Below are 22,400 nucleotides of genomic sequence, written 5' to 3' on the forward strand. Positions count from 1 at the left end.
CCAGAGTTTCGCTGCTATGCAGCTCAAATGGTTGCCTAACCTATTTATTCCGCGATTTTATCTATTTGTCTGATGCAATTGCCTTTCTTCTAAAAATAAACTGCGCAAAATTTTATCCAAAATTTTGCGCAAAAGGAAAGCAGCCGCTTGAAATATCTGGTGCGGTTACTCTTGCACCACACCAGACACTATATGCTGTAATAAATAGAAAAAAAGTGCATGATGCTTCCGGCGAGTACAAAGAGATGCCACACACCATGCATCCATTTTATTTTTTTCATTGCATAAAAAATGCAGCCGACGGTATAGAGTACACCGCCTAAAATCAAAAAACGGAAGCTTAATAGAGGGAGCTGTTCTTTAAGCGGCTTTGCAGCAAATATAATAAGCCACCCCATCGGAATATAGGTAACAACCGATAACACGCGCACTCTGCTCCCGAATATCGCATAGAGCACAATACCGACTACGGCTAATCCCCAAATAACGCCAAAGATAGACCATCCGACCGCTCCCCGCAGCGCAGTAAGACAGTAAGCTGTGTAAGTACCGGCGATAAGGATATAAATTGAACAGTGATCGAATATGCCGAATATCTTTTTTGTACCGAGCGGTAAAGCATGATAGAGTGTAGAAAACAAATAGAGAATAATTAACGAAGATCCGAATATTGTAAACCCGACAATGCACCGCGCTCTATATTCCTCAGGCGCATAATGAACGGCACGGATAATAAGGAGCACCAAACCGGCAATCGAAAGCAAGGTTCCAATGCCATGTGTTATTGCATTGACAATTTCTTCACCGGTTGTATATCGTTTTGTAATCATATACGCCATCATCGCCCCTATAAAAAACAAAACACTAAAACCTATCCGTTTTAGTGTTTTAATTCTATGGAATAACGGATTTTTAGTCTTTAATATTGTAGCGTTTCTTAAAGCGATCAATACGTCCGGCGGTATCTACCAACTTCTGTTTACCCGTAAAGAAAGGATGACAAGCAGAACAAATTTCAACTTTAATATCTTTCTCTGTAGAACGGGTCTGAATAACATTTCCACATGCACACGTAATCGTTGTTTCTACATAATTGGGATGAATATCTTTTTTCATTATAACACCTCTTACACACTCCTCCAAAAGGAGCACTACTTACCATTTCAGCATCAATCAGCCAGAGCCGTATTATTGCATGGTTCCGGAATTCATCAATTTCAAGAACACCTCATTATTCTTACTTTTCTTCATTTTGTCAAGAAGTAAGTCCATAATTTCGATATCATCCATCGGGTTAATGACCTTTCGTAACAACCAAATTCGCTGCAAATCAGCCTCGTTAATCAAAAGCTCTTCTTTACGGGTGCCTGACTTCTTAATATTGATTGCTGGGAATATACGGCGATCGGATAACCGGCGATCCAAGTTGATTTCCATATTACCCGTTCCTTTGAATTCCTCAAAGATAACCTCATCCATACGGCTGCCGGTTTCTATCAGAGCGGTAGCAATAATAGTCAAACTGCCGCCTTCTTCGATATTACGGGCAGCCCCGAAAAAGCGCTTGGGTTTATGCAGTGCATTTGAATCGACACCGCCGGACAGCACCTTACCGGAAGTCGGCACCGTTTGGTTATACGCACGGGCAAGGCGTGTGATGGAATCGAGCAAAATAACCACATCCTTTTTATGCTCAACCAGCCGCTTCGCCTTTTCCAGTACCATTTCTGCAACCTGAACGTGCCTTGTCGCCTGCTCATCAAAGGTTGACGAGATAACTTCACCGTGGACTGTCCGCTCCATATCGGTAACTTCTTCCGGACGCTCATCAATCAGCAAAACGATGAGATATACTTCAGGATGATTTTGCGTTATGGCATTCGCGATTTGCTGCATTAGAATTGTCTTACCGGTGCGAGGAGGAGCGACAATCAAAGAACGCTGCCCTTTTCCGATCGGACAAAACAAATCCATAATGCGGGTTGAGTAAAGTTCACTTGTTGTTTCCAGATTGAGTTTTTGGCGGGGATACAGCGGGGTAAGGTTATCGAAAGGAATGCGGCTTTGAGCAATGGATACATCTTCAAAGTTTACCGACTCAACCCGTAGCAGGGCAAAAAAGCGTTCTCCTTCTTTAGGTGAGCGGATTTGCCCGTATACGGTATCGCCCGTTTTAAGGTTGAACAAGCGAATCTGGCTCGGCGAAATATAAATATCGTCGGAACCTGATAAATAGCTATTCTGCGGCGAACGCAAAAAGCCGTAACCATCGGGTAGAATTTCCAAAGCGCCTGAGGCAAAAATAATGCCGCCGTTTTCGGTATGATGTTTCAGGATAAAAAAGATAATTTCCTGCTTCTTCATCGCAACCATATCTTCATGCGGTATACCGTACTGTGCCGCCAAATCACGCAAGGCATGCATACCCATACGTGTTAAGTCATTGATAACCAGTTTCAGTTTGTTTTCATTGTCTTCGGAACCGTTATTTCCATCTATAGCGGCGGAATCCGGCGTTCGGTTGTAGGTTCTCCGCATAGAAGATTGGCGGCGCGGTCTTTTCTCTCCCTCAGGAACACTTCCCTCACCGGTTGATTTTCTACGCATACGAGATCGTACTACTAATTTTTTTTCAGACGATTCATCGGGTGCAGCAGGATGTTCTACACCATTGTCTGTTTCATGTATAAACCTTTCGGTTTCAGAGGACACGGTACCCGCGGCCTCTTGTTGCTCAAGATTCAACTCAGGCTGTTCTGAAAAATCCGGAGCGGCTCCGTCAGCAGTAAAAGGCGAACGGCGTACTTTTAAGATTGTCATAAAATTTCTCCATAGTAAATTTTAATTAAAAAATATCAAGAAGATACGGAGTATTCTTTAAGAAAGATTAGCTTTGATAAGTTGGTTTAGAAAACACTGTTTCAAGTAAAAAAGCCTTTATTAGAAAGCATGAGTGTTTCCGTCTATTCCGCAATAAACTTTTTTAAATACTATCAGCTATTACGAAATAAGAAATGCCAAAGTTACCGCCGATTATCCTCATATCAGAGTTAGTCGGCAACTCCTTTATTTTATCTTGTTATTTTTTCTCTTGTCAAGGGGATGCTATAACCTTATCGGTTTTGGCAACCTCTTTTTAATTGCTGCAATAGCATTTGCATTGCAGCAGTATAGGTCTGTTCACGAATCGCATCGCGCACACCGCTAAACAGATACTTTTCAGAATATACAAAAGCAGCATTTTCATTACTCGCACAGGCAATACACACCGTCCCCACCGGCAGTTTTGGAGTTCCCCCGTCAGGTCCCGCAAGTCCGGTTACTGCAAGAGCATAACCCTTCTTGCCCGAAGAATCCGAAGCAATGGCTAAGGCTCCTTTTGCCATTGCAACTGCGGTTTCAATACTTACCACGCCAAAGTCTTCCAAAATTTTGGCAGGAACATTTAACAGATGATGCTTTGCCTGCTCCGAATAGGTTACCCATCCGCCCCAAAAAACTTCGGAAGCGCCGGGCACATCCGTAATGTATTTTGCAATTAAGCCGCCTGTTAACGATTCAGCCGTTACAAGAAAAAGATTCTTACGTTTTAGCTCGTCAAATATATAATGAATTTGTGGAAACATTAGCTACGCAGCTTTTGCTTGAGTTGTTCGGGAGACATGGAAAAGAGATTCGCATCAATTCCGGCATTGTCTCGTATCATCTGTACGGCACCTTCAAATGATACATTGTCTGCAATCTTAATACGGGCTGCATGGACATCCCCATGCACAATGCTGCCGGCTTTCATCTCTATCTTATCGGCAGCAGTTAAAGAACCGTAAACAGTACCTTCAATAACGATCGAAGCGGCTCTAATATACTGAGTTTTACAAACTGCACCTTTTTCTATTAATAAAAAGCCTTGCGCATCTATAGCACCCGAAAAAGTACCTTGGATATGCAGGTCTTCAGTAAATTTCAAAAAACCGTCAAATACCGTCTCTTTCCCTAAAACGGTTAGTTTTTTTTCTTTATCGATTTTTTTCATGCAGCTTTCCTATGATTGAGTATAGCCCGTACCGAGCCGATAATCAAGAGGCAGACAGCCGCTATTGCTGCTATAAACCCTAAAACGTCGCCCCAAAGCACATACCATGTATTCGAGTTTGTTGTAAACACAGGAATATCAACGCATATATATCCTTCGATAAACGGCGAAAGCATCGCAGTAATATGCCCATGCGGACTAATTGCCGCGGTTTGACCCGATGCAGTTGCCCTCACCATCGGTAAGCGGGTTTCTACAGCTCGAAATACACTCATACTTAAATGCTGATATTGACAGGCAACGCTTTTCGCCCATGCATCATTTGACATATTGACAAATAACCTTGCTCCATGACGCGCAAAACGTCTCGTAATATAACCGAACGTATCTTCAAAGCAAATTGGAACGGAAAAGTTCAATCCGTTCACCGAAAAAACTGTTGGCTCGGTTCCTTTTTCCCAAAAATGAGTATCATTCGCAAGCAATGCGTCATAAATAGCAGGAAATGTTTTTTTGTACGGAAAATGCTCCGTAAAGGGTACCAAATGCATCTTTCTGTATTGCTCGGGCTGCGGTGGAAATACGTTCTCCTTAGGGCGGAATAGTAAAGCAGCATTATAATCGAGCCGATCTTCTATACTCGCACCGGTTGGCGCTTTTACGGCATCGTCATTTCCGATTAAAAACGGTACCGGCTTCGTATCAAGATAGGTTAAAAGCTCATGTACAAGCTCAAAGGTATTTCGATCTTCACGATACCGATAATGCCAATCGATACGGGGGATAAAAGCGGTTTCCGGCCATACGACAAGTGCAAGTTTCGGATTATCGGCGATGGCCTGATCCGACAGTGTTTTCAGCGTTTTAAAATCTCTTTTATACGCCTCAATTCCTCCTACCCATGGATCGGAGTTCGGCTGAATAAGTGCGATACTTGCCGTCGGGGCATCTTTGTAATCCCGCTGGACGGACACGCCGTAAATCAATGCTACAATGACACAGAGACACCAAATCAACGCAGAGGCACGCTCCCGATATGCAAATGTACGAAACTCACGGAACCAGTTTTGCACCGGCTCCTTGCAATGCGGTTTTATTCCGGCAGCTATCCAGGCAGATGGAAAGCAGACTAACGCAGAGACACCCCATACCCCGAAAATCGATGCAATCTGAATGAGGGGTATAAACTGCCACTGTGAATAACCGACCAAGCCGTAAGAAAAGCCAAGGAACCCAAGTGTTTTAATGTACTCATATCCAATCCAAATGAGCCATTGTACGATAAAACCGTATCGGGGAAAATAGATATCAGCCAATTTAAGCAGTGGAATCGTGAGCATGTAATAAAAAAAATATTCCAGCGCAACAATATACATTGCAAGCGGATGAAAGCCCCATAACCAATAACTGAATATACAATAATTAAGTACGCCGTAAACTCCGCCCCACAAAAAAGAAGAAGGGAGCGAAATTCTACGGACTAAAATGAGAAGTGGGATAAAAATAATATAGGCAAGGAATGGCAACCCTGTCGAAACTAAAAAACCGGGCTGCGAAAAAGCAAAAAGAGCAGAAGAACTTACAAGTAGAGCGACATTAACACCCCAATAGGCAAGTTTTCTACTTCTTTGCATTCGGTACTTTCTCCCCTACAATCGGATGAACAGCAGCGCTCAATATCTTTCCCGGCCGAAATACGACCACCGAATGATCCGTAGTATTCACTAATTCACCCGTTTTGGGATTTCGCATTCCCTTTCGCCCCTTACGGAATTGTACTGAAAACGTACCAAAACCGCGAATTTCTATTGTTTCACCTCGTTGCAAAGCTTCAAACATTTCTGAAAAGAACGAATCGCTTATCGAATGAATATCCTTCAACATGTGATCTGTTTTTTTATAAATTGCATCAACAATGCTTGTCTTTGTTTGTTTACTTACTTGTTTATGTTTACTCATCTTTAACCTTCCAGATGGAATACAAAATTTTCTCTTAAAAGCAACCTTTCAAATAACAGTGCAAACAGCCAAACCGGTTGTTGTTTTAAAAAGGCAGAAGCGTAAGGAGATGTCATTTATATATCATATTCCCATTATCCTAATTACCATCGCCTACACCGGCAAATAGAAACACAAACAATAACATCTTCCGTACTTCTATTGATAAAGTCAAAAAAGGATAAGGGATAATGAAAATGTAAAAAGATAAATACGCTATTTTTGTGCAAAAGTTACATTATACAACTTTTGCATACGGGACTTTTTTCGTGCAGCGGCATTTTTTGTAATAATTCCCTTCCGAGCAGCACTATCGAGCTGATGCGCAAGTTCTTTTAATAACGTCATAGCAGATTCTGCATTTTTTTCAACAACAGCCAGCGTATACTTTTTAGCACATGTCCGTGCTGCCGACTTCACTGATTTATTATGGATACGACGTACTTCACTCTGTTTATGTCGTTTTATAGCAGATGCATTATTAGCCATTTAAAAACCTCCAATAAAATTGCTAGCATATAATACAGACTAGTGATATTAAACCATATCGATCTTTTTTGCAATAGCTTCCCTTAATTTCTTTTCTTCTTCTGACGGGAGTCCGAGTGCGGAAGCATTATCAAGATCATGCAAAGCTGGAATAAGTTGATTCTCTTGAAAATAAGCTAGTGCGCGCCTAAAATATACGTGAGCTTGATATCCGTTTATTTCAAGCGACTTTGTAAACATCGTAATTGCCTCTAAATTTTTATCCATCATCATCAATACGATACCTGCATAATAATACGAGCGGAAATTCTTAGGGTTTTCGTCAAGACTGGCAGAAAAATCCTTATATGCATTTTTATATGCACCTTGAGCAAAAAAAGCCATACCGCGATGTTTATAGACAATGGATGCAACCAATGCATTCGGTTTTTGATTTAATATCTTAGTGTACAACGTTTCCGCTGTTGGAAAATCTCCACGATTATGCGCTCTAATAGCATGGAAAATCATACTATCGATTGTTTCTAAAGCGGAAATATTCATCACTCCCTCATTGGATTTTTCCTCAATCTCTGAAGAATCACCGAGTAGATCCTTTGTGAATTCGTCGGCACGCGAATAAAACTGTTCACGCCGCTTATCAAGTTCCGTATTCAAACTATTTTGAGCATCTCTAATTTCTTGGAAGAGTATATCCGCGAGGCTGAGGCTCGCGTTAATTGAAGCAAACTTTCGTTTAAGCGGAAAATCAAAGGGAGAAAATTCAAATTTATAAATCAGCTCATGTTCAACTTCCGCCCACGCATCCTGTAAAATCGTTCTAATTTGGACTTCAAAGATCAGATTCTCAGGCAATAGTAATCCTACCGTAAAACTTTCAGGAATATCAGCTAAAACATGAGTAGACTCATAACCGAATTCCCGAAAAGTACGGTCGGCACCTTTTCGCTCAACTTCTTTAACGGTAAAATTTTTTACTAAGATATTTTCTACTTCCCCGAGATTCTGCAAAAAGGGACATACAATCCGAATTCCAATCAAATCGGTTACAACAGGAAATTTAATTGACGGATCGGCAGGCGGAAATTTTAATAACTTTTCATAATAGCTGTCAAAACTTTTTACCCGCGTTTTATACGCAGGCAGTGCAGACACCTTAACGATTGAACGTAGATAATCTTCAAGACGTTTTAACAGAACAACAAAATGTGCATGATAATCGTTATATTGCTTTTTTAATTGATTTTTATCAGGTATCCACACAGTATTAAATGACATAATCAAACTCAGAGCAAAAAAATAGGCGGTATTCAATACCGCCTATTTGTATTAAGCAACTAATGCATTATTAGTTTGCAGCCTCTGTTGAATTTCCTGCTGCTGCAGAACCTTCAGAAGGAGTAAAACCTGCTTCGGTCGCCATCTTCTCCTGCTCTAAGAAGCGGAGAACTTGTGTTTGACCAAAGCGAGACATTTCAAGTTGCATACGCTCGTTGTTCATCTTTGTCTGGATACCCCAGATATCTTCATCAGCAAAATCGCGGACGGTGTTCAACACAGCTTTATCATAGATAAGCTTAACGTCTTTGAAGTAACCGACAAAAGGACCACCGTCATGCGCTGCATCACGAGTAACCAAGAACCCTTCAAAAGCGCTGAAAGGAAGCGACTTCGGATATACCGGATAGAGCCGAGTCTCGCGGGCACGCACGTCCGTTAAATATGCAGGGTTATTCCATACAAGCTCTTTCCATCCGTCAAACAGCAGATAACCCATGAAATAGCGCTTTACTTCATTCTTTTCGTTGCGAATAAGTACGTAAAGACCATGGGGGAAATTCATACCGTAAGTATTAACCGCAATAGACTTGATAACACCGGTATTGCGTACAACACCGTATCCGTCTTCAAAGCGGCCTTTTCCGGAAGCTTTTTCCTCATCGGTTGCTTCCTGAATATTTCCCTGATCATCAACCTGCGCAAGTGGTTCATAGCTGGGAATATTGAAAGTAGGCTCGATTGTTGCGCTCGCGTTATGCGCCCACAGAGGGAACTCAATGCGGACACCCATCATGGTTTGACCGGCAAAGTTCTTCGCTTCATCGCTTACCTTTGCTTCAGTAGCATGAGAAACCGCAACAGCAGTCGGATTGCGAGAAGATGAGTTCAAAACGACTTCCCACTGACCGATAGCCAGAGATGTTCTCATCAGAGCCTTCTGCTCATCGGTGTAGGTAGAACCTGCGACGGTCGCATAATCCATAACCGTTCTGCGGTTCTGAGTCATAGCACCGTTCTTATCCGCAAGGATATCTGCGTTCAATAACGCAAAGTCAACCAAAATTGCTTCTTCAGCAACCGCAAATGCACCGATAAAGAGAAGTGCAATCGCTACAAGTATGCTTGTTCTTTTCATTCAAAAGCTCCTTTTCCTGTTAAGAATGCCCTGTTGTTGATAAGTATACGAAAGATACTTATTCTTGTCAACTCTTTTTATTATCGGTTGAACTATGATAATTTTTTACATAGGCCGACACACCGTCAATATAAAAATAAACGGCGCCGATATTTTTACAGTTTACCGCAATATTCTTCCGCAGCAATGTATAGACGGTATGAAAGTCCGGAGCCTTAATATCCGGCGTTAAAACCTGTGCAGGAAAATCGATATATAATGCATTATCACGCACAAAACAACTGCGAAGGCGTAATTCGGGATCGGCAAAACGTAAAAAACGGTGATCGGCAGGACCGAGCAGCAATTCATTCACTAACGATACGGCAAACTCAGACTCAGACAACGGCGGCAAATATCGTTCTTCAATACCGATGCCGCCATCACTTTGTTGAAAATACAAAAGCGTACGCTCCTGTTTAGAACTCGTCATATACGATAAAAACAACATTCCGGCAATTACGCTAAGCAGCAGCCGGCATATCAGCCTCGGCTTTGTAAAAAAATTCATCTCAACCTTACCTATCAGGGTAATCGCATCAGATATTTTTTGAGAATCCCCGCAGAAAAATGAGGCCGTTCAACCAGAGTTGAACCTCTTCGCGGTTCAAATGGTTGCCCAACCTCATTTTTCTGCGATTCTTATCTATTTGTCTGATGCGATTACCCTGCTTTTAGCAATAACCCGCACGAAATTTTCGAAAAAATTTCGTGCAAAAGGAAGGCAACCGCTCCAAATATTTGAATGCGTTTGCCTAGTTTTACCTATTGTCTCTCAAATCGAGAGATAAATGCAGTGAGGCCATTATATATTCCCTGTGCGCATTTTTGCAAGTAGGAAGGAGTATTCAACCGTTTCGCTTCTTCGGGGTTTGTTACAAAGCCCAGCTCGATGAGTACGCTCGGCATCTTCGCATTCCGCACGACAAACCATTCCTTTTCTTTTAAACCGCGGTTTTTGCTCTCCTTCCCGATCTGAGCTTCCAGTCCGTCCGAAATATTCTTTGCAATTAAAATACTTTCCGTAGAAAATTCTTCTTCAAGCATAGAGTTTAAAATATGGGCGATTTCTTTTGACGTAGTATTTTTATCGATTAAATCACGCCGATAGTCGGGAGGCAGATACCAAACCTCAAAACCGTACGGTTTATTATTAAACGGAGACGCATTTGCATGAATTGAAATATATAGGATAGCTTCATTTTTTTTCAGTGGAACATTATTGGCCATCTCAATCCGCTCCGGCAATGTAGGATAGGTATCGCCCGAACGGGTAAGAAGGATTTTTTTATCGGGATAGGTTTTACGCAGCATTTCATATAACGAAAGCGAAACCGTTAACGCGATCTTCTTCTCGTAGACGGGGATAGTTTTACCGTTTTCGACATAAGAACCGGTCGTACCGGGATCTTTTCCGCCGTGACCGGGATCGATGAGGATTGCGCCGACACGGAAAAACGAGCCGGTATCAAACTGCTTAAAAAAAGTCTCCAACTGCGTAAAGAGCGCTGCGGGGAGCTGCGGTTGAGCATTTGATTCCATTTGAGGAGCTTGAACGATTACCGTTTCACGGTAATCTAAAAACATCAGCGGCGTACCGATCCGGCACTGCGCCGTATGATCACCGACCGTAAACGTGATTTCCTGCGAAAGCGGATCCCATGTGAGGTCGGCGCCGAGCGTTTTTGCCACATCAAGCGCCGATACGGTTTTCTCCGCAGCGAAAGCAGGAGCAATACTCAATAAGAGGAAAACACCGGCAATAAAAAGTGCGCTGTTATGCCTTTTCGCAGTCATACCAATAGAGTAATCCTTGTAGTCCGCCACGGATAAGCGCTTTCCAATATCCGTTCTTCCGCTGCATAGCCGATGAAATCGAAATACAACCAGACGCCGGAGCGGAGCCATCGGCTTCCGCCGGAGACACAACACTCACCGCAGAATTTTCCGCCGATTCGGAAGCGCACAATATTGAAGCAAGCCCCGGCTCTTCCGCAAGCGCTTGACACAGCAGTTCACGGAGCGACCTGCCTTGCAGATCGCGAGCAGTACCTAACGCTGCAACTAAAAAGTCCGGCAGTACAAAGCCTTCTTTTTTCTTGGTAAACGGAATCCGCGAGTAACCGGTCGAAAAAAACACTCGAATCTACAGAACAATCTGCGACACGTTGAAGTTTTCTATCCGCAGCGGGATCCGCGGTAAGCACATCTACGCTTATTCTTGCCACAGCAGAAGCCGCAGTAAGCGTATCCGCAGCTACCTCTGCCGCGGCACTAGCAAGCGGCTCCGTAAATTGCAAAAAATTCGGCGGAAAGGTCTGCTGTTCCGCCGGGAAGTGCAGCTCCGCCAAAAAAGCATCGGTTTCCGCAACATGGGGTTTAAGCCGCAGTACGATTTTACGGCAGGCTGTCTCGCTTGCCAGCACTGCTTCGCGACGGCTCGGCGCAGCGCTCAGTACATTGCCGCATTTTTCCACATTGTTCTGCGGGAACACCACCGTATCGCCTACTCCAACACGGGGAAATACATCTTTGATGAAGGGCGCTGCGCGTGCGGCTTCCAAGCCGCCGACGGCTGCAACCTGCCCGGGAATGGAAATCCATGCTCGCTCCGCAGACACAAACGGACAGTTTTGCTTGAGCGGGATAATGAAAGAATCCTTCCCGCAGGTGTGCAGCCGAGGCGAGCCGCCGAGCGCAAGGGTCAACGCTGCCGCCGTAATATCCAAACCGCAGCTGTAAGGAACCGTCCAGCCGGACATGTAACCGCCGGAAAGGCGGGCGGCGATCTCTCCGACAAAGGCCTTACCGCCACGCACCAGAATGTCGCCCTTCACTGCTCCGTCGGTTAAGCCGAGCGCGTGAACGCCGCGTTCAAACACCGCCATAACCTCATCGGCAATGTCTTGCGGGCAATCCGACGGAATCGTATGCCCCATTTCGATAAAATACGGAGAAAAAAAGATATGCCGGTCGGCAAGCGCCGTTACGTACAGCCGCCCGTCGAAGACCAGCCCTTCAATCGAAAATTCGCTTCCCTCTATGTATTCTTCAACGATGACGCGCCCGCTCCGTGAATACCGCAATGCAGTCTCCGCAGCTTTCTGTAAGCCGGACATATCTTTGACGAGCGAGCATCCGCGGGCGCCCATATTATCGACGGGCTTTACCACCAGCGGGAAACGTCCGGCAAGTTCGCCGAGCCGCTGCTCAAGCGTATTTGCCGGAGCTGAACCCGCAACACTGTATCGGGAGTTTTCCGCTGCGGCAGCCGGAGCTGCAACACTTGAAGCAGTTTTCCCAGCCGCGAGATCGGCGGCGGTCAGCTCAATAAAAGCGGGAGACAGTACGCCGGCTTTACGGAAGCATTCGCGCATTCGTACCTTGTCCGTCGCATTGAGCGCTGCTTCGAGCGTGTGCCCGCACAAGCCGCAGGCAGCCGCGATAGCGGCAACTGCGGCTGAGAAATCCGTCGCGGCGGTAAACACCGCATCAAGTCCGCCGTTCTGCTGCAAATACCGCGCATAGTCGATAAGGCGCGCGGTATCTTTTAAGTCGATACATACGAACTCGTCAGCTTCCGTTGCGCACACCGCGGACGGATTTCCATCGGCTGCAACGACGGTGCAGCCGAGCGCACGGGCAGCGCGTATCGCAACGCCCTGCATAAAGCCCGCACCGAGCATAAACACCCGTTTCTTAGTCATCTATCGCTCCCTGCTTTACCGCATAAATCTCCATGCTGTCGCCCAACTTAAAGAGCTTACTCACCAACATCAATATATTCCAGCGGAAGCCGCCTTTTTTTATCTTGGCTGCATGGGGGAACCGCTCCGGATGATGCCCGATGGACACAATCTTCTTTACAGTGAAACCGTATCGCTCCAGCTGTTTTTTTGCCTGCCTTCTATCCCAGATGGTATAGTGGTCGGTCGGACTTTGTGCAAAAAAGAGACGGCGATTCCACCGACCGGTAACGCCCGACAGCGCAGGCGTGGAAAAAGCAAAAATGCCACCTCCAATCAAAAGATCGAAAACCTTTTGTAGCACCGAATTCAAATCTTGAAAATGCTCAATAACAAACCACATTGTAACGGCAGAAAAACCGCCTGATTCAAGCGGAATACTGAGCGACTGGTTATGCTGTTCGGTAAATGTTTTTTCAACCGTAAAAGGAAACCGTGCCGGAAGTACCGGAAAAGGCGCCTGACAAGCAGGAAGCTGGAGCATCTTACAAACATAGTGCACAGCCTCCGCCGAAATATCGGTACCGACGGGATTCCAACCGGACTCCTTTGCAGCCGCAAGGAAGGGGCCATAAGCGCAGCCCACATCGAGAATCCGTTTCGTCCCGTGATGTAGGCCTTCAAAAAGCGATTCTTCCTTGCCGCCATTAAAGACCTTCGCATAGATTGCATTAATGATCGACATCCGCCGTAAGCCCTGCCGTTTAATCGATTCAAAGTCTTCCAGATAGGTCTTACCGTACTGAGCTTGATATTCTTCAAAAAAATATTGTTCGCCGTACTCTTTTTTTTCTGCGGCGATAAACGACGGATAGTACATCCCGCAAACGGGACAGCGCGAAACGGTTTTATTCTCCGCCCGACCTTCGGGTGGGAGCGGAGACTGCTCGTCGCAGAGCGGGCAGCGGTGCGCGGTTGCCATAGAAAGCTTCAAGATAAAATCGGCAAGGCTTTTTTCTTTTGACTGAGGTGTAACAATCGATGGAATACCGATACCTGCCTTGAACAATGCTTTAATATCCTGAACGACCGGTATGCCGACGGGCATCGTTGAGAATCCCGCATTGAGTCCCAGTCGATAATGATAGTCAGTCGGAGAAACGAGGATAACGGCACAGCCTGCAGCGAGCGCTTCAAAGGCGGTAAAGCCGTAGTGCGTTACAATGATGTCCCATTCGCAGAGCCTGTTCCTCAAGTTTTCCAAATAGGGATACACATAGAGATTCACCTTCTTCTGGGAATATTTTTTTTCATTAGGCTCAACGACGGAAACTTCAGCGCCGAGTTCGGCGAACATATAAGCAAGCGGAAGCCCCATGTGAGCAGCATCTTCTCCGCCGCAGACAATCAAGAGCTTTGCATTTTCAATGGGGAAAAAATATTTCCCGTTCTTTTCGTATTTTTTTAAAGCGCCGTCCCGCTTCCGCTTTTGCGGCAGTGCAATAAAGCTCACTTCGGTAATATTTGAGCGAAGCGCTTCGCCCGCTGCGGAGTGATCAGGAGCACGTGCAGCATGATCTATCGTATGTTCGGAGCGATCGACAGTACGGTTCGATACAGTATGCGAGGAATTTGAAGTCTTCGGCGCATCCGGCGAAGACTTCGGCGCCGATACGTCAGTCAAGTCAATGGAATACGGCAATGTAGGAAGAATATCGATCAGATAGTCGGCATATGCTCTCCCCTCCCCGCCTTCATCCAAGGCAACGACCGGCGCAATTTTTTTAAGCTGGCGCACTTCTTCCGCCTGCGTTCTAAAATTATCGAGGATAAACACACACGCTTGTTCGGGAATTTCATTGACGGTTTCAATACACCCCGCCTTCTTAATGATATCCTGCACAAACGGAGGCTGAAATGAATCGCTGAGATACAACACGGAGCGCAGCTGAGGGGAGAGTTCTTGCATCAACGTGCAGGCACGGCGGAGATGCCCCGTCCCCTGCCCTTCCCGTACCGACGGAACGAAAACGGCAATTCGGCCGGCGTAACGGCACGCCTTCATCACTGCGGAAGAAGACGGAGGCATTGCGGTCTTTTCTCGCTGCAGATACTGCATCATCAATTCCGCGCGGTCAAAATCCTCTTGCGTATCTACCGTTGTCCGCAGATGCGGTGCATACCATTGCAGCGGGGCGGTTTCCTTTACACAGATAAAAGTATCGGTATGCCGATAGAGGGCGGGACCGACGTGTTCATGATCATACGCATCATCGGTGAGCCGCTCTGCAGTAAGCAAGCTCTTTGCCTTTAAAATTTCGACACCGCTGCCGTGCGGAAGACCGGTATAGGTAAAGTAATCAGGCTCTCCCAGTTCCACAAAACGCTTAACGGAGGCTTCGGCGGCTTCGGTAAATAAAAAAGGATTATCACCCGTTGCACGGATAACCGTCGTAATGGGACGAAGCGAAGTTTCAAACTGCTTTACGACCGAACAAAAACGGCCGAGTACATCGGATTCCGAACCGCTGATGAGGGTATAATGAAATTGCTCTGCAAGCGAGGTAAACTCGGCAGCCGAAGCGTGATCGCAGGCAAGGATGTACCGCTCCGCAGGAATCTCCCGCATTGCTGCAAGCGTATAGCCAAGCAGCGGCTTACCGCAAAGATTCAAAAGCGCCTTGCGCGGCAGCCGTGAAGAATTAAGGCGTGCTTGTACGACAACGGCAACGCCTGAATAAACGCTCATATAAAAGGCTCCCAATGCTCTATTAATGCACGGGCGGTGGTTGTAAACCGGTTTTTATTCAGTTCAGTCCACCGCCGTACGGCAGAAAAATGCTGCCATGCATGCAGCGGGTTTAAACCGGAGTTATGCAGATAGCTCCAGAATAACTTAAAAGGAATAGCCGCCGTGCCGCCCGTCAGCTCCGGCGCAAGATTCTTGAGATAAAACTGCCGGTACGAGGCATCGGTAGAAATATTTTCAGGCGCCGGTTCTCCTTCATAGTGAATCCTGAACGAAGTAAATATCCGGATCGACTCCCCCCAGAGGTGAGCGCGAAAGCCGAGATCAAGATTTTGCCAATAAGGATTCTGAATGGTATAATCAAAACCGCCGAGCTGCATACACTTATTTCTACTATAAATTCCCATAAAATCATAGGGATAGATAGTGGCTGTCTTATTTTTGATGCAGGGGAATTGTTCGGTCGAAAATCGGTTCCCGCTCAGACTGGGAACCATCTGATTGGGAACCGCTTCTCCCCGCACATTCGCCAGCACGGGCGCCGCGCAAAACAAATGTTCTTGTTTAATCTTTTCAAGTACCCGTTCGGTAAAACTCCCCGGCGGAATGTGCGTATCATTCCATATCACCATAATATACGGGGCAACTGTTTCTGCAAAACCGATATTGATCATCTCCCCGACGGTGAGCTTTTCTTGCGGGAATAAAAATCGTACGTGCGGAAATTTCGCGGTTAAGGTTTCCATATCGCCGGCATCGGGGCTTGACTCTATCGAAATAACGGATGTAAATCCTTCCGCTAACAGCTGTTCAAAAAAGAAAGGACGATAATACTTTCTACCCCGGTTCAAGACAATAACGCAGAAATCTTCCGACTTGTTCTGCCCCCGATACTGTATACCGCCGATAATAGTATGTGAAACTTTCCGCTCGTTAAAAGTTGTAGGTATAATATTCGTCACAATGTTCACACACCCCCTTATAGCAGGATTGTATCTGCTCACGGTAAAACACCTGTCCGTTTTCCCAAATCGTTTCGAGCGGCATCGTAAAGGCATTGCCGAGGACAACCGACCGATTGACATCTTCTTTACAGAGCGGAACGGTTCCATCCGTGCAAATAGACATATCCCGCTTGAGGTGCCAACAGGGATGCCGCTTTAACGGAGAAATGTCGGCAGGGCGGCGGTCGGGAAGAGTCCCGCAGAGGTGATCGTATTTTTGGATAAGCGGCTTTGCTTCCCGTTTTTCCCATAACCGGTAAAAGGACTCCAATTCCGCTTCATTTTCATTCATACGCGTCATCTGCACCCACACCGCTTTGGGAAAAACTTTTGCTAATTGATCCGCAAAAGTTACGGCCTGCTTCAAATAACGTTCGGCATCCTCATCGGAAAGCTGATGAACTGCACCGTATGTTTTTGACCCCGCCGCATCGATATCGATAATCCAGTAAATCGGCAAGCGCCCGCCATCCCTCGGCGGCACATCCCTGCAAAGTTGAGCGAGTTGCTCAAAATATTCAAAATTATATGCCGTTTTGTCCGCAATGCCGCTCGTTTCTATCAATATCGAAAGGTTTTGATGATTCAGTATCAGCGCTACAAGTGTTGCAAAACGAGGATACAGGAGCGGCTCCCCGTAGAGCGACAGCGAAATTACTGCGCTTTCGGAAAATGAGGCAACCGCATCGATGAGCTGAGCGGCGGCTTCAAAATCCATATAGCAAGAATCATCAAAGTTTTTAGGGAACAGATTCGGACGATAAATAGAATGTAAAGGATGATAAGCGACTATCTCCATACCGTAATAGGCAGGCAGCGGCCGCAGGAACTCTTGCCGCTCGGCGATATATGCGGCATAATTTTCCGCTGTGATGCCGATAAACTGCCGACACAAGAGCCATGAAGCCTTGGTATCGGTATAAAAAGCGAGCCTGAGGTACCGCACATCATCAGGCGCAATCATCGTTTCCAAGTCGTAAGAGTTTATGTCTTTTTTAATAGTATCAAACAGAAAAGAACGGCTGAGCGGTACCTCCGCTGCAAAAGGAAGCGCCGCTAATATGGGGACAAGCCCCGCTGCAACGATTTGCGGAAGCAGCCCCTCAGGATACCCATCGGCAAAGCTGTATTCCGCCTTATAGGTACAATGCTGACCATAAAGCTGTGCCGCCCCCGCATTGTCTAAAAACGGAGCGTCCGCCCACGCAATAAAGATATGATCTGCTTCCGCTGCAAAAGGCGTAAGCGCCTTAAAAAAGGCGGCAGCGGTATTCTCTGCAACCGGAACAACCTGCACCGGCGGTAGGGCGGAAGGCTGAACATCATCGCAGTATTTTTGAATTGCAGCGCATTGCGCTGCTGCTGCGGTTATAATAGTACCCGCGTAATCGGGGAAACGGCTTGTACGCTCCAGTGCGGAAGCAAGGGCGGCACCTCCGCCTTGGGTAAGCGGCCGCAAAGCATAATCGGAAATACCGTTTGCAGCCAGCACAACAAAAGATTTCATACTCTCCAATATCGGCATAAAAGCATCTTCGGTAAACCGCAGGGCATCCTCAAAGCTCCGGTTTTTAAAAGATGCACGGGATTCAAGTTAGAAAGAAGCACGCGAAAGCGGCGAGCCGATCCACACGCCCTCTGCGCCAAGATATTCCTTTTTTTGCCCTTCGATAAGGAACTGCACCGATTTCACAGTCGAAAACTCCGTTGCCGTGAATACTACCTGCAAAAGCTGCGCTAAGGCGCCATCAATACCATATTGGTTAAACTGAAATTCCTCGCTCACATTGATAAAGGCGACACCGTCCTTTACCCATGCGGAACGGAGCTTGGTGTCGGGCGGAATAAGCGTCCGTACTCCTTGTTTTAACTCAGCCACGGTAGGAGCGGCAAAAAGAGCTTCGAGCGCATCACTCATCGGTGCATCTGATTTAGGCAGTAAACGGGTCGCACTTTTGGGAATGAGTTTCCCGTCCGCATCTACCCGTACCCAATAGATAACCGCTTTTCGTACCGCTGCCGGTTGACTTTTAGCGGTATCCGGTTTTGCCGACGTAGCTGCCTGAGGTTTCTGTGCTGATGAAGGAGCGGGTTGCGGCTGTTGCGCAGTTGCAGCAGTATTGCGCTGCGAAGTCCGTTCATCAGCCGGTTTTGACGTTGTCGGACTCGGTGCAGCTGTTTGCCCGTCTCTTTGTTGCGGATTAACCCTGCTATTATTTTCAGACTGAGGTTTCTTTATTTGCTCATTAGTGCGCGTATTGGAAGCTGCGGACTTTGCCGGTACAGCAGGCCGCTTATCAACAGATTGCTGCTCGGCACTTTGCTGCGGTTTAGCCGGTTCGGTCTTTACATTCGGCTCAGGCTCTTTACTGCCGTCACCCGTTACCGACACGCCATCCACACTATCTTCTTTAGATTGAATTTCGGGCAGTGCCTGTGGAGCTTCTTGCAGTTGTTCAGTTTTGTCTTTTAAGAATATACTCTTTGCATTCGTTTTCTCTAAAACAAAAGAAATCGTGTCTTTATTCAAGAAAAAAAGCACGGCAATCAATAAAATAAATACAATCCAAAAAAGACAGCCGAACGATATTTTTCTTTTTTTACGTTTTGCCATACGGTATATCATACGATACTTTATAGACCGTATGCAAGTAGGTAAAAGCAAGGTAAAAGCAAGAGATAAAGTTTTGACAATTTTCCGATAAACGATTGAGCATAACGGGTATTCAACCGAAAATAAAAATATGAGAGTGCTTTTATATGATCAAAACCTGCAAAGAAATAAAAGTCTCCACCGGTATCTCGAAGATGCCAACATACAAGTTACGGCTGCTTATTGCTTAAAGGATTTGCTTTCCAAGTTCAAAAGTCCGTCACTCAAAGTTTTGCTCATCGAACATAGCAGAATACAGCACTACAATATCGACATTGAAGAATTGCTCGACCGACTCGGCTTAACTTTTACCGTTATTGACTATACTGAAACGGAAACAACCTTTGATTTTACCGTTCATTACCTATCGGAATATTACTACTTTCCATTTACAACCGAAAAAGATAAAGAATTGATTAAAAAAGTTAAAAAGAAACTTCGCAAGTATAAAAAACAAAAAGAAAAATTTGTATCGCAGACAGAACCTCAAGCCATCAATGCCTATTCTGCCAATGCAAGTAGTGTCAATCGAATCATGGAACATTTCTCGGGAAAACAAAAACAACTGATTACAAGACTATTAGAAAAGAAAGATGGAATGAGTGTAGAAGAAATTATTCAAGTATTAAACGCACAAACAGCTAAAAATACCCACAACTATGCGCAGGCACATATTTATCGGCTTAGAAATAAATTAAACCGCTTACTCGGAGATGAATATATCATCTCATACAAAGATCACACATATCAACTGCTCCGCATTCATAAATAACAACAGTTGAGAACCTCTAAAAACTGAAGTTTTAGAGGCTTACCTTCGATGTAATTTTCGATCCGCTATCGTAAGCAGCTATAAAAACAATATCTTACCACAGAAAACATATCTTCTGTGGTAAGGTACATGTCTTCTATTATTTTGCTAAAACAGCAGCAATACGCTCAAGAACCTTTTTGCGATCGAGCGGTTTTACGATATAGTTCTTTGCTCCAAGCAGTAGGGATTTCTTTACCAACTCTTCTTTTCCAAGAGCGCTAATCATAACGACTTTTGCATTTTTATCAAACGCCATTATCTGCTCAAGAGCCGTAATACCGTCCATTTTGGGCATCGTGATATCCATTGTAACAAGGTCGACATTCGGACACAACTCTTTGTATTTTTCGACTCCTTCAAATCCGTCAACAGCAGTTGCAACAACCTCATAGCCTTCGCTAGTTAAAATCTGACCGATTTGTTTAGAAACGAAAATAGAATCATCCACCACCAGAACTTTATAAGCCGAACCATCAGCTCTTACACCGCCCGGGGCACGTTCGTTAATAGACGGAAAATCTTGTTTAGAAATCATAGCCTACTCCTCTTATGCTCTGTCGCGAATAGCAACGTTTATTTCAACTTTACCCTGCGCCGTTTCCATCGGTACGATCAATGCTTCAATATCACTGCTGGATATTGACATATTATCGCCGGTGAAAAGAGCTGGCGGGGTTAAATCGAATTTAAACCCAAGATCATGCAGCTTCGTTACTGCCTGTGCGGTAATGAGGTTTGCAAGTTCCGTAATCGTTGCACGCCCCAATTCATCAAATTCGGTGAACTCTTCCTGATTCATCGTCGATGCAATCTTTAATGCTGTTTCCGGCGTCATATCAAAAATAACACGACCTTCAACATCACCGGCCAAACCTACAATTGCCGCAACACCCATTACAGGCATACAAGTAGATTTCAAATACAAGTCACCGCGTTTAACTTCACCGCCGAGCACTTGCACTAAGATATTATAGGCAGCTTCGCTAAACGGATTGATATACTCTACACGCATCAAAATCTCCTTCCGAAAAAAATTAAACGAACAATAACATCCGTTACGGTACGAGGTCCGTTTTCAGTTTTATACAAACTGTGCATGACAGCCGTTATAAAACGGCTGCCAGCCCTCTGTTTATCAATAACTAAAAACCTTTGTCGATTTTCAGTTATCCGCTACAAGCTACTCTCGTGAGAAAGTAGTTATATCCCCCATTACTTGCCGCATCCATCCGCTCTGTTTAGGCATCATTTCATTCGCACCTAAGATAACGATACCGGTTGTTTTTAGTTTATCCCTAAATTCTTCCAATAAGATACTTTGCTTTTCTGCTTTCATAAATGATAATACATCACGAGCAATGATAATATCAACATCCGGAACCGTATTTTGATGCACACAATCATGGTATTCAAACAAAATCATATCTTTTATTTCTTGATTGAAGCTATATGAATCATTCACTCCTTTGACCAAATACGGTTTAAATCTATTGATCACCTGATCTTCAGGAACGGTCAGCATCGGTGCATTGGAAATAGCTAATAAATCGGCATCATTGGCGTAAATCCTAATTGCGGCACGAGGATATTTTTGCTTCAACAGCACTGCGAGACTGTATGTTTCATATCCCGCATCGCAGCCGACATTCCAAACGGTAATAATTCTCGCATCATTATCGGGCAAGGCAGCCAACACCGTATTCATATATGAGTCGGACCAAAACCGGTGCGTATCGGGTGAAAGGAAATTGCTCAAAAACTCCCGCGCTTGATCTTCGGATTGTATTTGAATGCTCGAAGCGACGCGCATATCCCGCCATTCATAGTATCGCTTTTCCAGCCATGCAGCATTGACAGCGGAAGGATAGAACTGACCGAGAGCAGCAAGTGTATCACCGATAAAACGGATATCAAGCGCATCATTTGACTGCGTAACATCAGCTACACCGGTCTTTGCAGAATTGTCAACCGTCAGCGCTTCACCTTCAACAACTGTCGCTTTTGTTTCCGTTATGGTACGGGAAGCAAAAATACGATCGACATCCAATAAAATGTAGAGCTGTCCGGAATTCTCTACAACACCGTAAATATATTTAATATTGATATCGCCAAAAATAGGATGCGGCGGTTGAATAGTATTTTTTGAAACGCCGACTACTTTATCGATTCGGTCAACGACAATACCGAAAATCTGATCATCTACATTAATGATAACCATACTTTCAATGGTATCTTTTGCGCGCTGTTTAATCGGAATATTGAAAAAAATGCGTAAGTCAATAATCGGAATAATATCACCGCGCAGGTTATATACTCCAAGTACAAAAGGCGCCGTATTCGGTACATAAGTAAAATTATTCGCTTTTGCGATCTCTTTTACTTTCATAATATCGATTGCATAATCTTTCTCTGCAAGAGAAAAGGTTATCATCTTAAAATCGATAACAGAAACGTGCTCACCGGCATAATCTTCTTGCAGTTCTTCATTCACTACTGTATTCAACTCGGTTTTTTCCATA

At 45.0% G+C, this 22,400-nt stretch carries 22 protein-coding genes; 1 reads left to right on the forward strand and 21 read right to left on the reverse strand.

Annotated features, from left to right (window positions below):
* Nucleotides 1-188 precede the first annotated feature (188 nt).
* The 18 genes from trhA to GWP40_RS09065 all read right to left on the reverse strand — a co-directional run bounded on the left by trhA (nt 189) and on the right by GWP40_RS09065 (nt 19,028).
* The gene (gene trhA, locus GWP40_RS08985) at nt 189-839 is read right to left on the reverse strand and encodes a PAQR family membrane homeostasis protein TrhA (protein WP_212565060.1); all 651 of its coding nucleotides are present in this window, start codon (nt 837-839) and stop codon (nt 189-191) included.
* A 73-nt stretch (nt 840-912) separates the two neighbouring features.
* The gene (gene rpmE, locus GWP40_RS08990) at nt 913-1,116 is read right to left on the reverse strand and encodes a 50S ribosomal protein L31 (RefSeq protein WP_016524023.1); all 204 of its coding nucleotides are present in this window, start codon (nt 1,114-1,116) and stop codon (nt 913-915) included.
* 72 nt (nt 1,117-1,188) lie between these two features.
* Entirely contained in the window at nt 1,189-2,820 is a 1,632-nt protein-coding gene (gene rho / locus GWP40_RS08995) for a transcription termination factor Rho (protein ID WP_212565061.1), read from the reverse strand.
* 293 nt (nt 2,821-3,113) lie between these two features.
* Nucleotides 3,114-3,626, reverse strand: a complete 513-nt coding sequence (locus tag GWP40_RS09000; RefSeq protein WP_212565062.1) for a CinA family protein — start codon at nt 3,624-3,626, stop codon at nt 3,114-3,116.
* A complete protein-coding gene (locus GWP40_RS09005) occupies nt 3,626-4,033 on the reverse strand; it encodes a bactofilin family protein (protein WP_212565063.1) in 408 nt (135 codons plus the stop codon). Before GWP40_RS09005 ends, GWP40_RS09000 begins: the two co-directional genes overlap by 1 nt.
* Complete coding sequence (lnt, locus tag GWP40_RS09010) at nt 4,030-5,667, reverse strand: apolipoprotein N-acyltransferase (protein ID WP_212565064.1); 1,638 nt, start codon at nt 5,665-5,667, stop codon at nt 4,030-4,032. The genes GWP40_RS09005 and lnt overlap by 4 nt, the downstream gene beginning before the upstream one ends.
* Nucleotides 5,654-5,992 carry an HU family DNA-binding protein gene (locus GWP40_RS09015; protein WP_212565065.1) on the reverse strand — a complete coding sequence of 113 codons (339 nt, stop codon included), beginning with the start codon at nt 5,990-5,992 and terminating at the stop codon, nt 5,654-5,656. Before GWP40_RS09015 ends, lnt begins: the two co-directional genes overlap by 14 nt.
* Before the next feature lie 255 nt (nt 5,993-6,247).
* Nucleotides 6,248-6,520, reverse strand: coding sequence for a 30S ribosomal protein S20 (rpsT, locus tag GWP40_RS09020; RefSeq protein ID WP_212565066.1), 273 nt, complete (start codon nt 6,518-6,520; stop codon nt 6,248-6,250).
* Between the two features lie 48 nt (nt 6,521-6,568).
* The gene (locus GWP40_RS09025; RefSeq protein ID WP_212566587.1) at nt 6,569-7,801 is read right to left on the reverse strand and encodes a RelA/SpoT domain-containing protein; all 1,233 of its coding nucleotides are present in this window, start codon (nt 7,799-7,801) and stop codon (nt 6,569-6,571) included.
* Between the two features lie 67 nt (nt 7,802-7,868).
* Nucleotides 7,869-8,936 (reverse strand): flagellar filament outer layer protein FlaA, encoded by a 1,068-nt coding sequence (locus GWP40_RS09030; protein ID WP_212565067.1) that lies wholly within the window; start codon nt 8,934-8,936, stop codon nt 7,869-7,871.
* 67 nt (nt 8,937-9,003) lie between these two features.
* A complete protein-coding gene (locus tag GWP40_RS09035) occupies nt 9,004-9,486 on the reverse strand; it encodes a GerMN domain-containing protein (protein ID WP_212565068.1) in 483 nt (160 codons plus the stop codon).
* 254 nt (nt 9,487-9,740) lie between these two features.
* A complete protein-coding gene (locus tag GWP40_RS09040; RefSeq protein ID WP_212565069.1) occupies nt 9,741-10,772 on the reverse strand; it encodes an N-acetylmuramoyl-L-alanine amidase in 1,032 nt (343 codons plus the stop codon).
* Nucleotides 10,753-10,911, reverse strand: coding sequence for a hypothetical protein (locus GWP40_RS12910; protein ID WP_230974369.1), 159 nt, complete (start codon nt 10,909-10,911; stop codon nt 10,753-10,755). Before GWP40_RS12910 ends, GWP40_RS09040 begins: the two co-directional genes overlap by 20 nt.
* Before the next feature lie 79 nt (nt 10,912-10,990).
* The gene (locus GWP40_RS09045) at nt 10,991-12,682 is read right to left on the reverse strand and encodes an ATP-grasp domain-containing protein (RefSeq protein WP_230974370.1); all 1,692 of its coding nucleotides are present in this window, start codon (nt 12,680-12,682) and stop codon (nt 10,991-10,993) included.
* Entirely contained in the window at nt 12,675-15,410 is a 2,736-nt protein-coding gene (locus tag GWP40_RS09050; RefSeq protein WP_212565070.1) for a cytidylyltransferase domain-containing protein, read from the reverse strand. Before GWP40_RS09050 ends, GWP40_RS09045 begins: the two co-directional genes overlap by 8 nt.
* The gene (locus GWP40_RS09055) at nt 15,407-16,372 is read right to left on the reverse strand and encodes a glycosyltransferase family protein (protein WP_212565071.1); all 966 of its coding nucleotides are present in this window, start codon (nt 16,370-16,372) and stop codon (nt 15,407-15,409) included. Before GWP40_RS09055 ends, GWP40_RS09050 begins: the two co-directional genes overlap by 4 nt.
* Entirely contained in the window at nt 16,344-17,921 is a 1,578-nt protein-coding gene (locus GWP40_RS09060; protein ID WP_230974371.1) for a spiro-SPASM protein, read from the reverse strand. Before GWP40_RS09060 ends, GWP40_RS09055 begins: the two co-directional genes overlap by 29 nt.
* Before the next feature lie 87 nt (nt 17,922-18,008).
* A complete protein-coding gene (locus tag GWP40_RS09065; protein ID WP_212565073.1) occupies nt 18,009-19,028 on the reverse strand; it encodes a GerMN domain-containing protein in 1,020 nt (339 codons plus the stop codon).
* Between the two features lie 130 nt (nt 19,029-19,158).
* On the opposite strand from GWP40_RS09065, the gene GWP40_RS09070 reads away from it, so the two are divergent.
* Entirely contained in the window at nt 19,159-19,839 is a 681-nt protein-coding gene (locus tag GWP40_RS09070; protein WP_212565074.1) for a helix-turn-helix domain-containing protein, read from the forward strand.
* Between the two features lie 139 nt (nt 19,840-19,978).
* Here the strand turns inward: GWP40_RS09070 and GWP40_RS09075 are convergent, their stop codons facing one another.
* The 3 genes from GWP40_RS09075 to GWP40_RS09085 all read right to left on the reverse strand — a co-directional run bounded on the left by GWP40_RS09075 (nt 19,979) and on the right by GWP40_RS09085 (nt 22,399).
* Entirely contained in the window at nt 19,979-20,416 is a 438-nt protein-coding gene (locus tag GWP40_RS09075; RefSeq protein ID WP_212565075.1) for a response regulator, read from the reverse strand.
* Nucleotides 20,417-20,428: 12 nt separating this feature from the next.
* Nucleotides 20,429-20,893, reverse strand: a complete 465-nt coding sequence (locus tag GWP40_RS09080) for a chemotaxis protein CheX (RefSeq protein ID WP_006188200.1) — start codon at nt 20,891-20,893, stop codon at nt 20,429-20,431.
* 168 nt (nt 20,894-21,061) lie between these two features.
* Nucleotides 21,062-22,399 (reverse strand): CheR family methyltransferase, encoded by a 1,338-nt coding sequence (locus tag GWP40_RS09085; RefSeq protein ID WP_212565076.1) that lies wholly within the window; start codon nt 22,397-22,399, stop codon nt 21,062-21,064.
* Between the last annotated feature and the right edge of the window lies 1 nt (nt 22,400).

It is taken from the genome of Treponema vincentii, from assembly GCF_018336815.1.
In the GTDB taxonomy this organism is placed as follows: Bacteria; Spirochaetota; Spirochaetia; order Treponematales; family Treponemataceae; genus Treponema.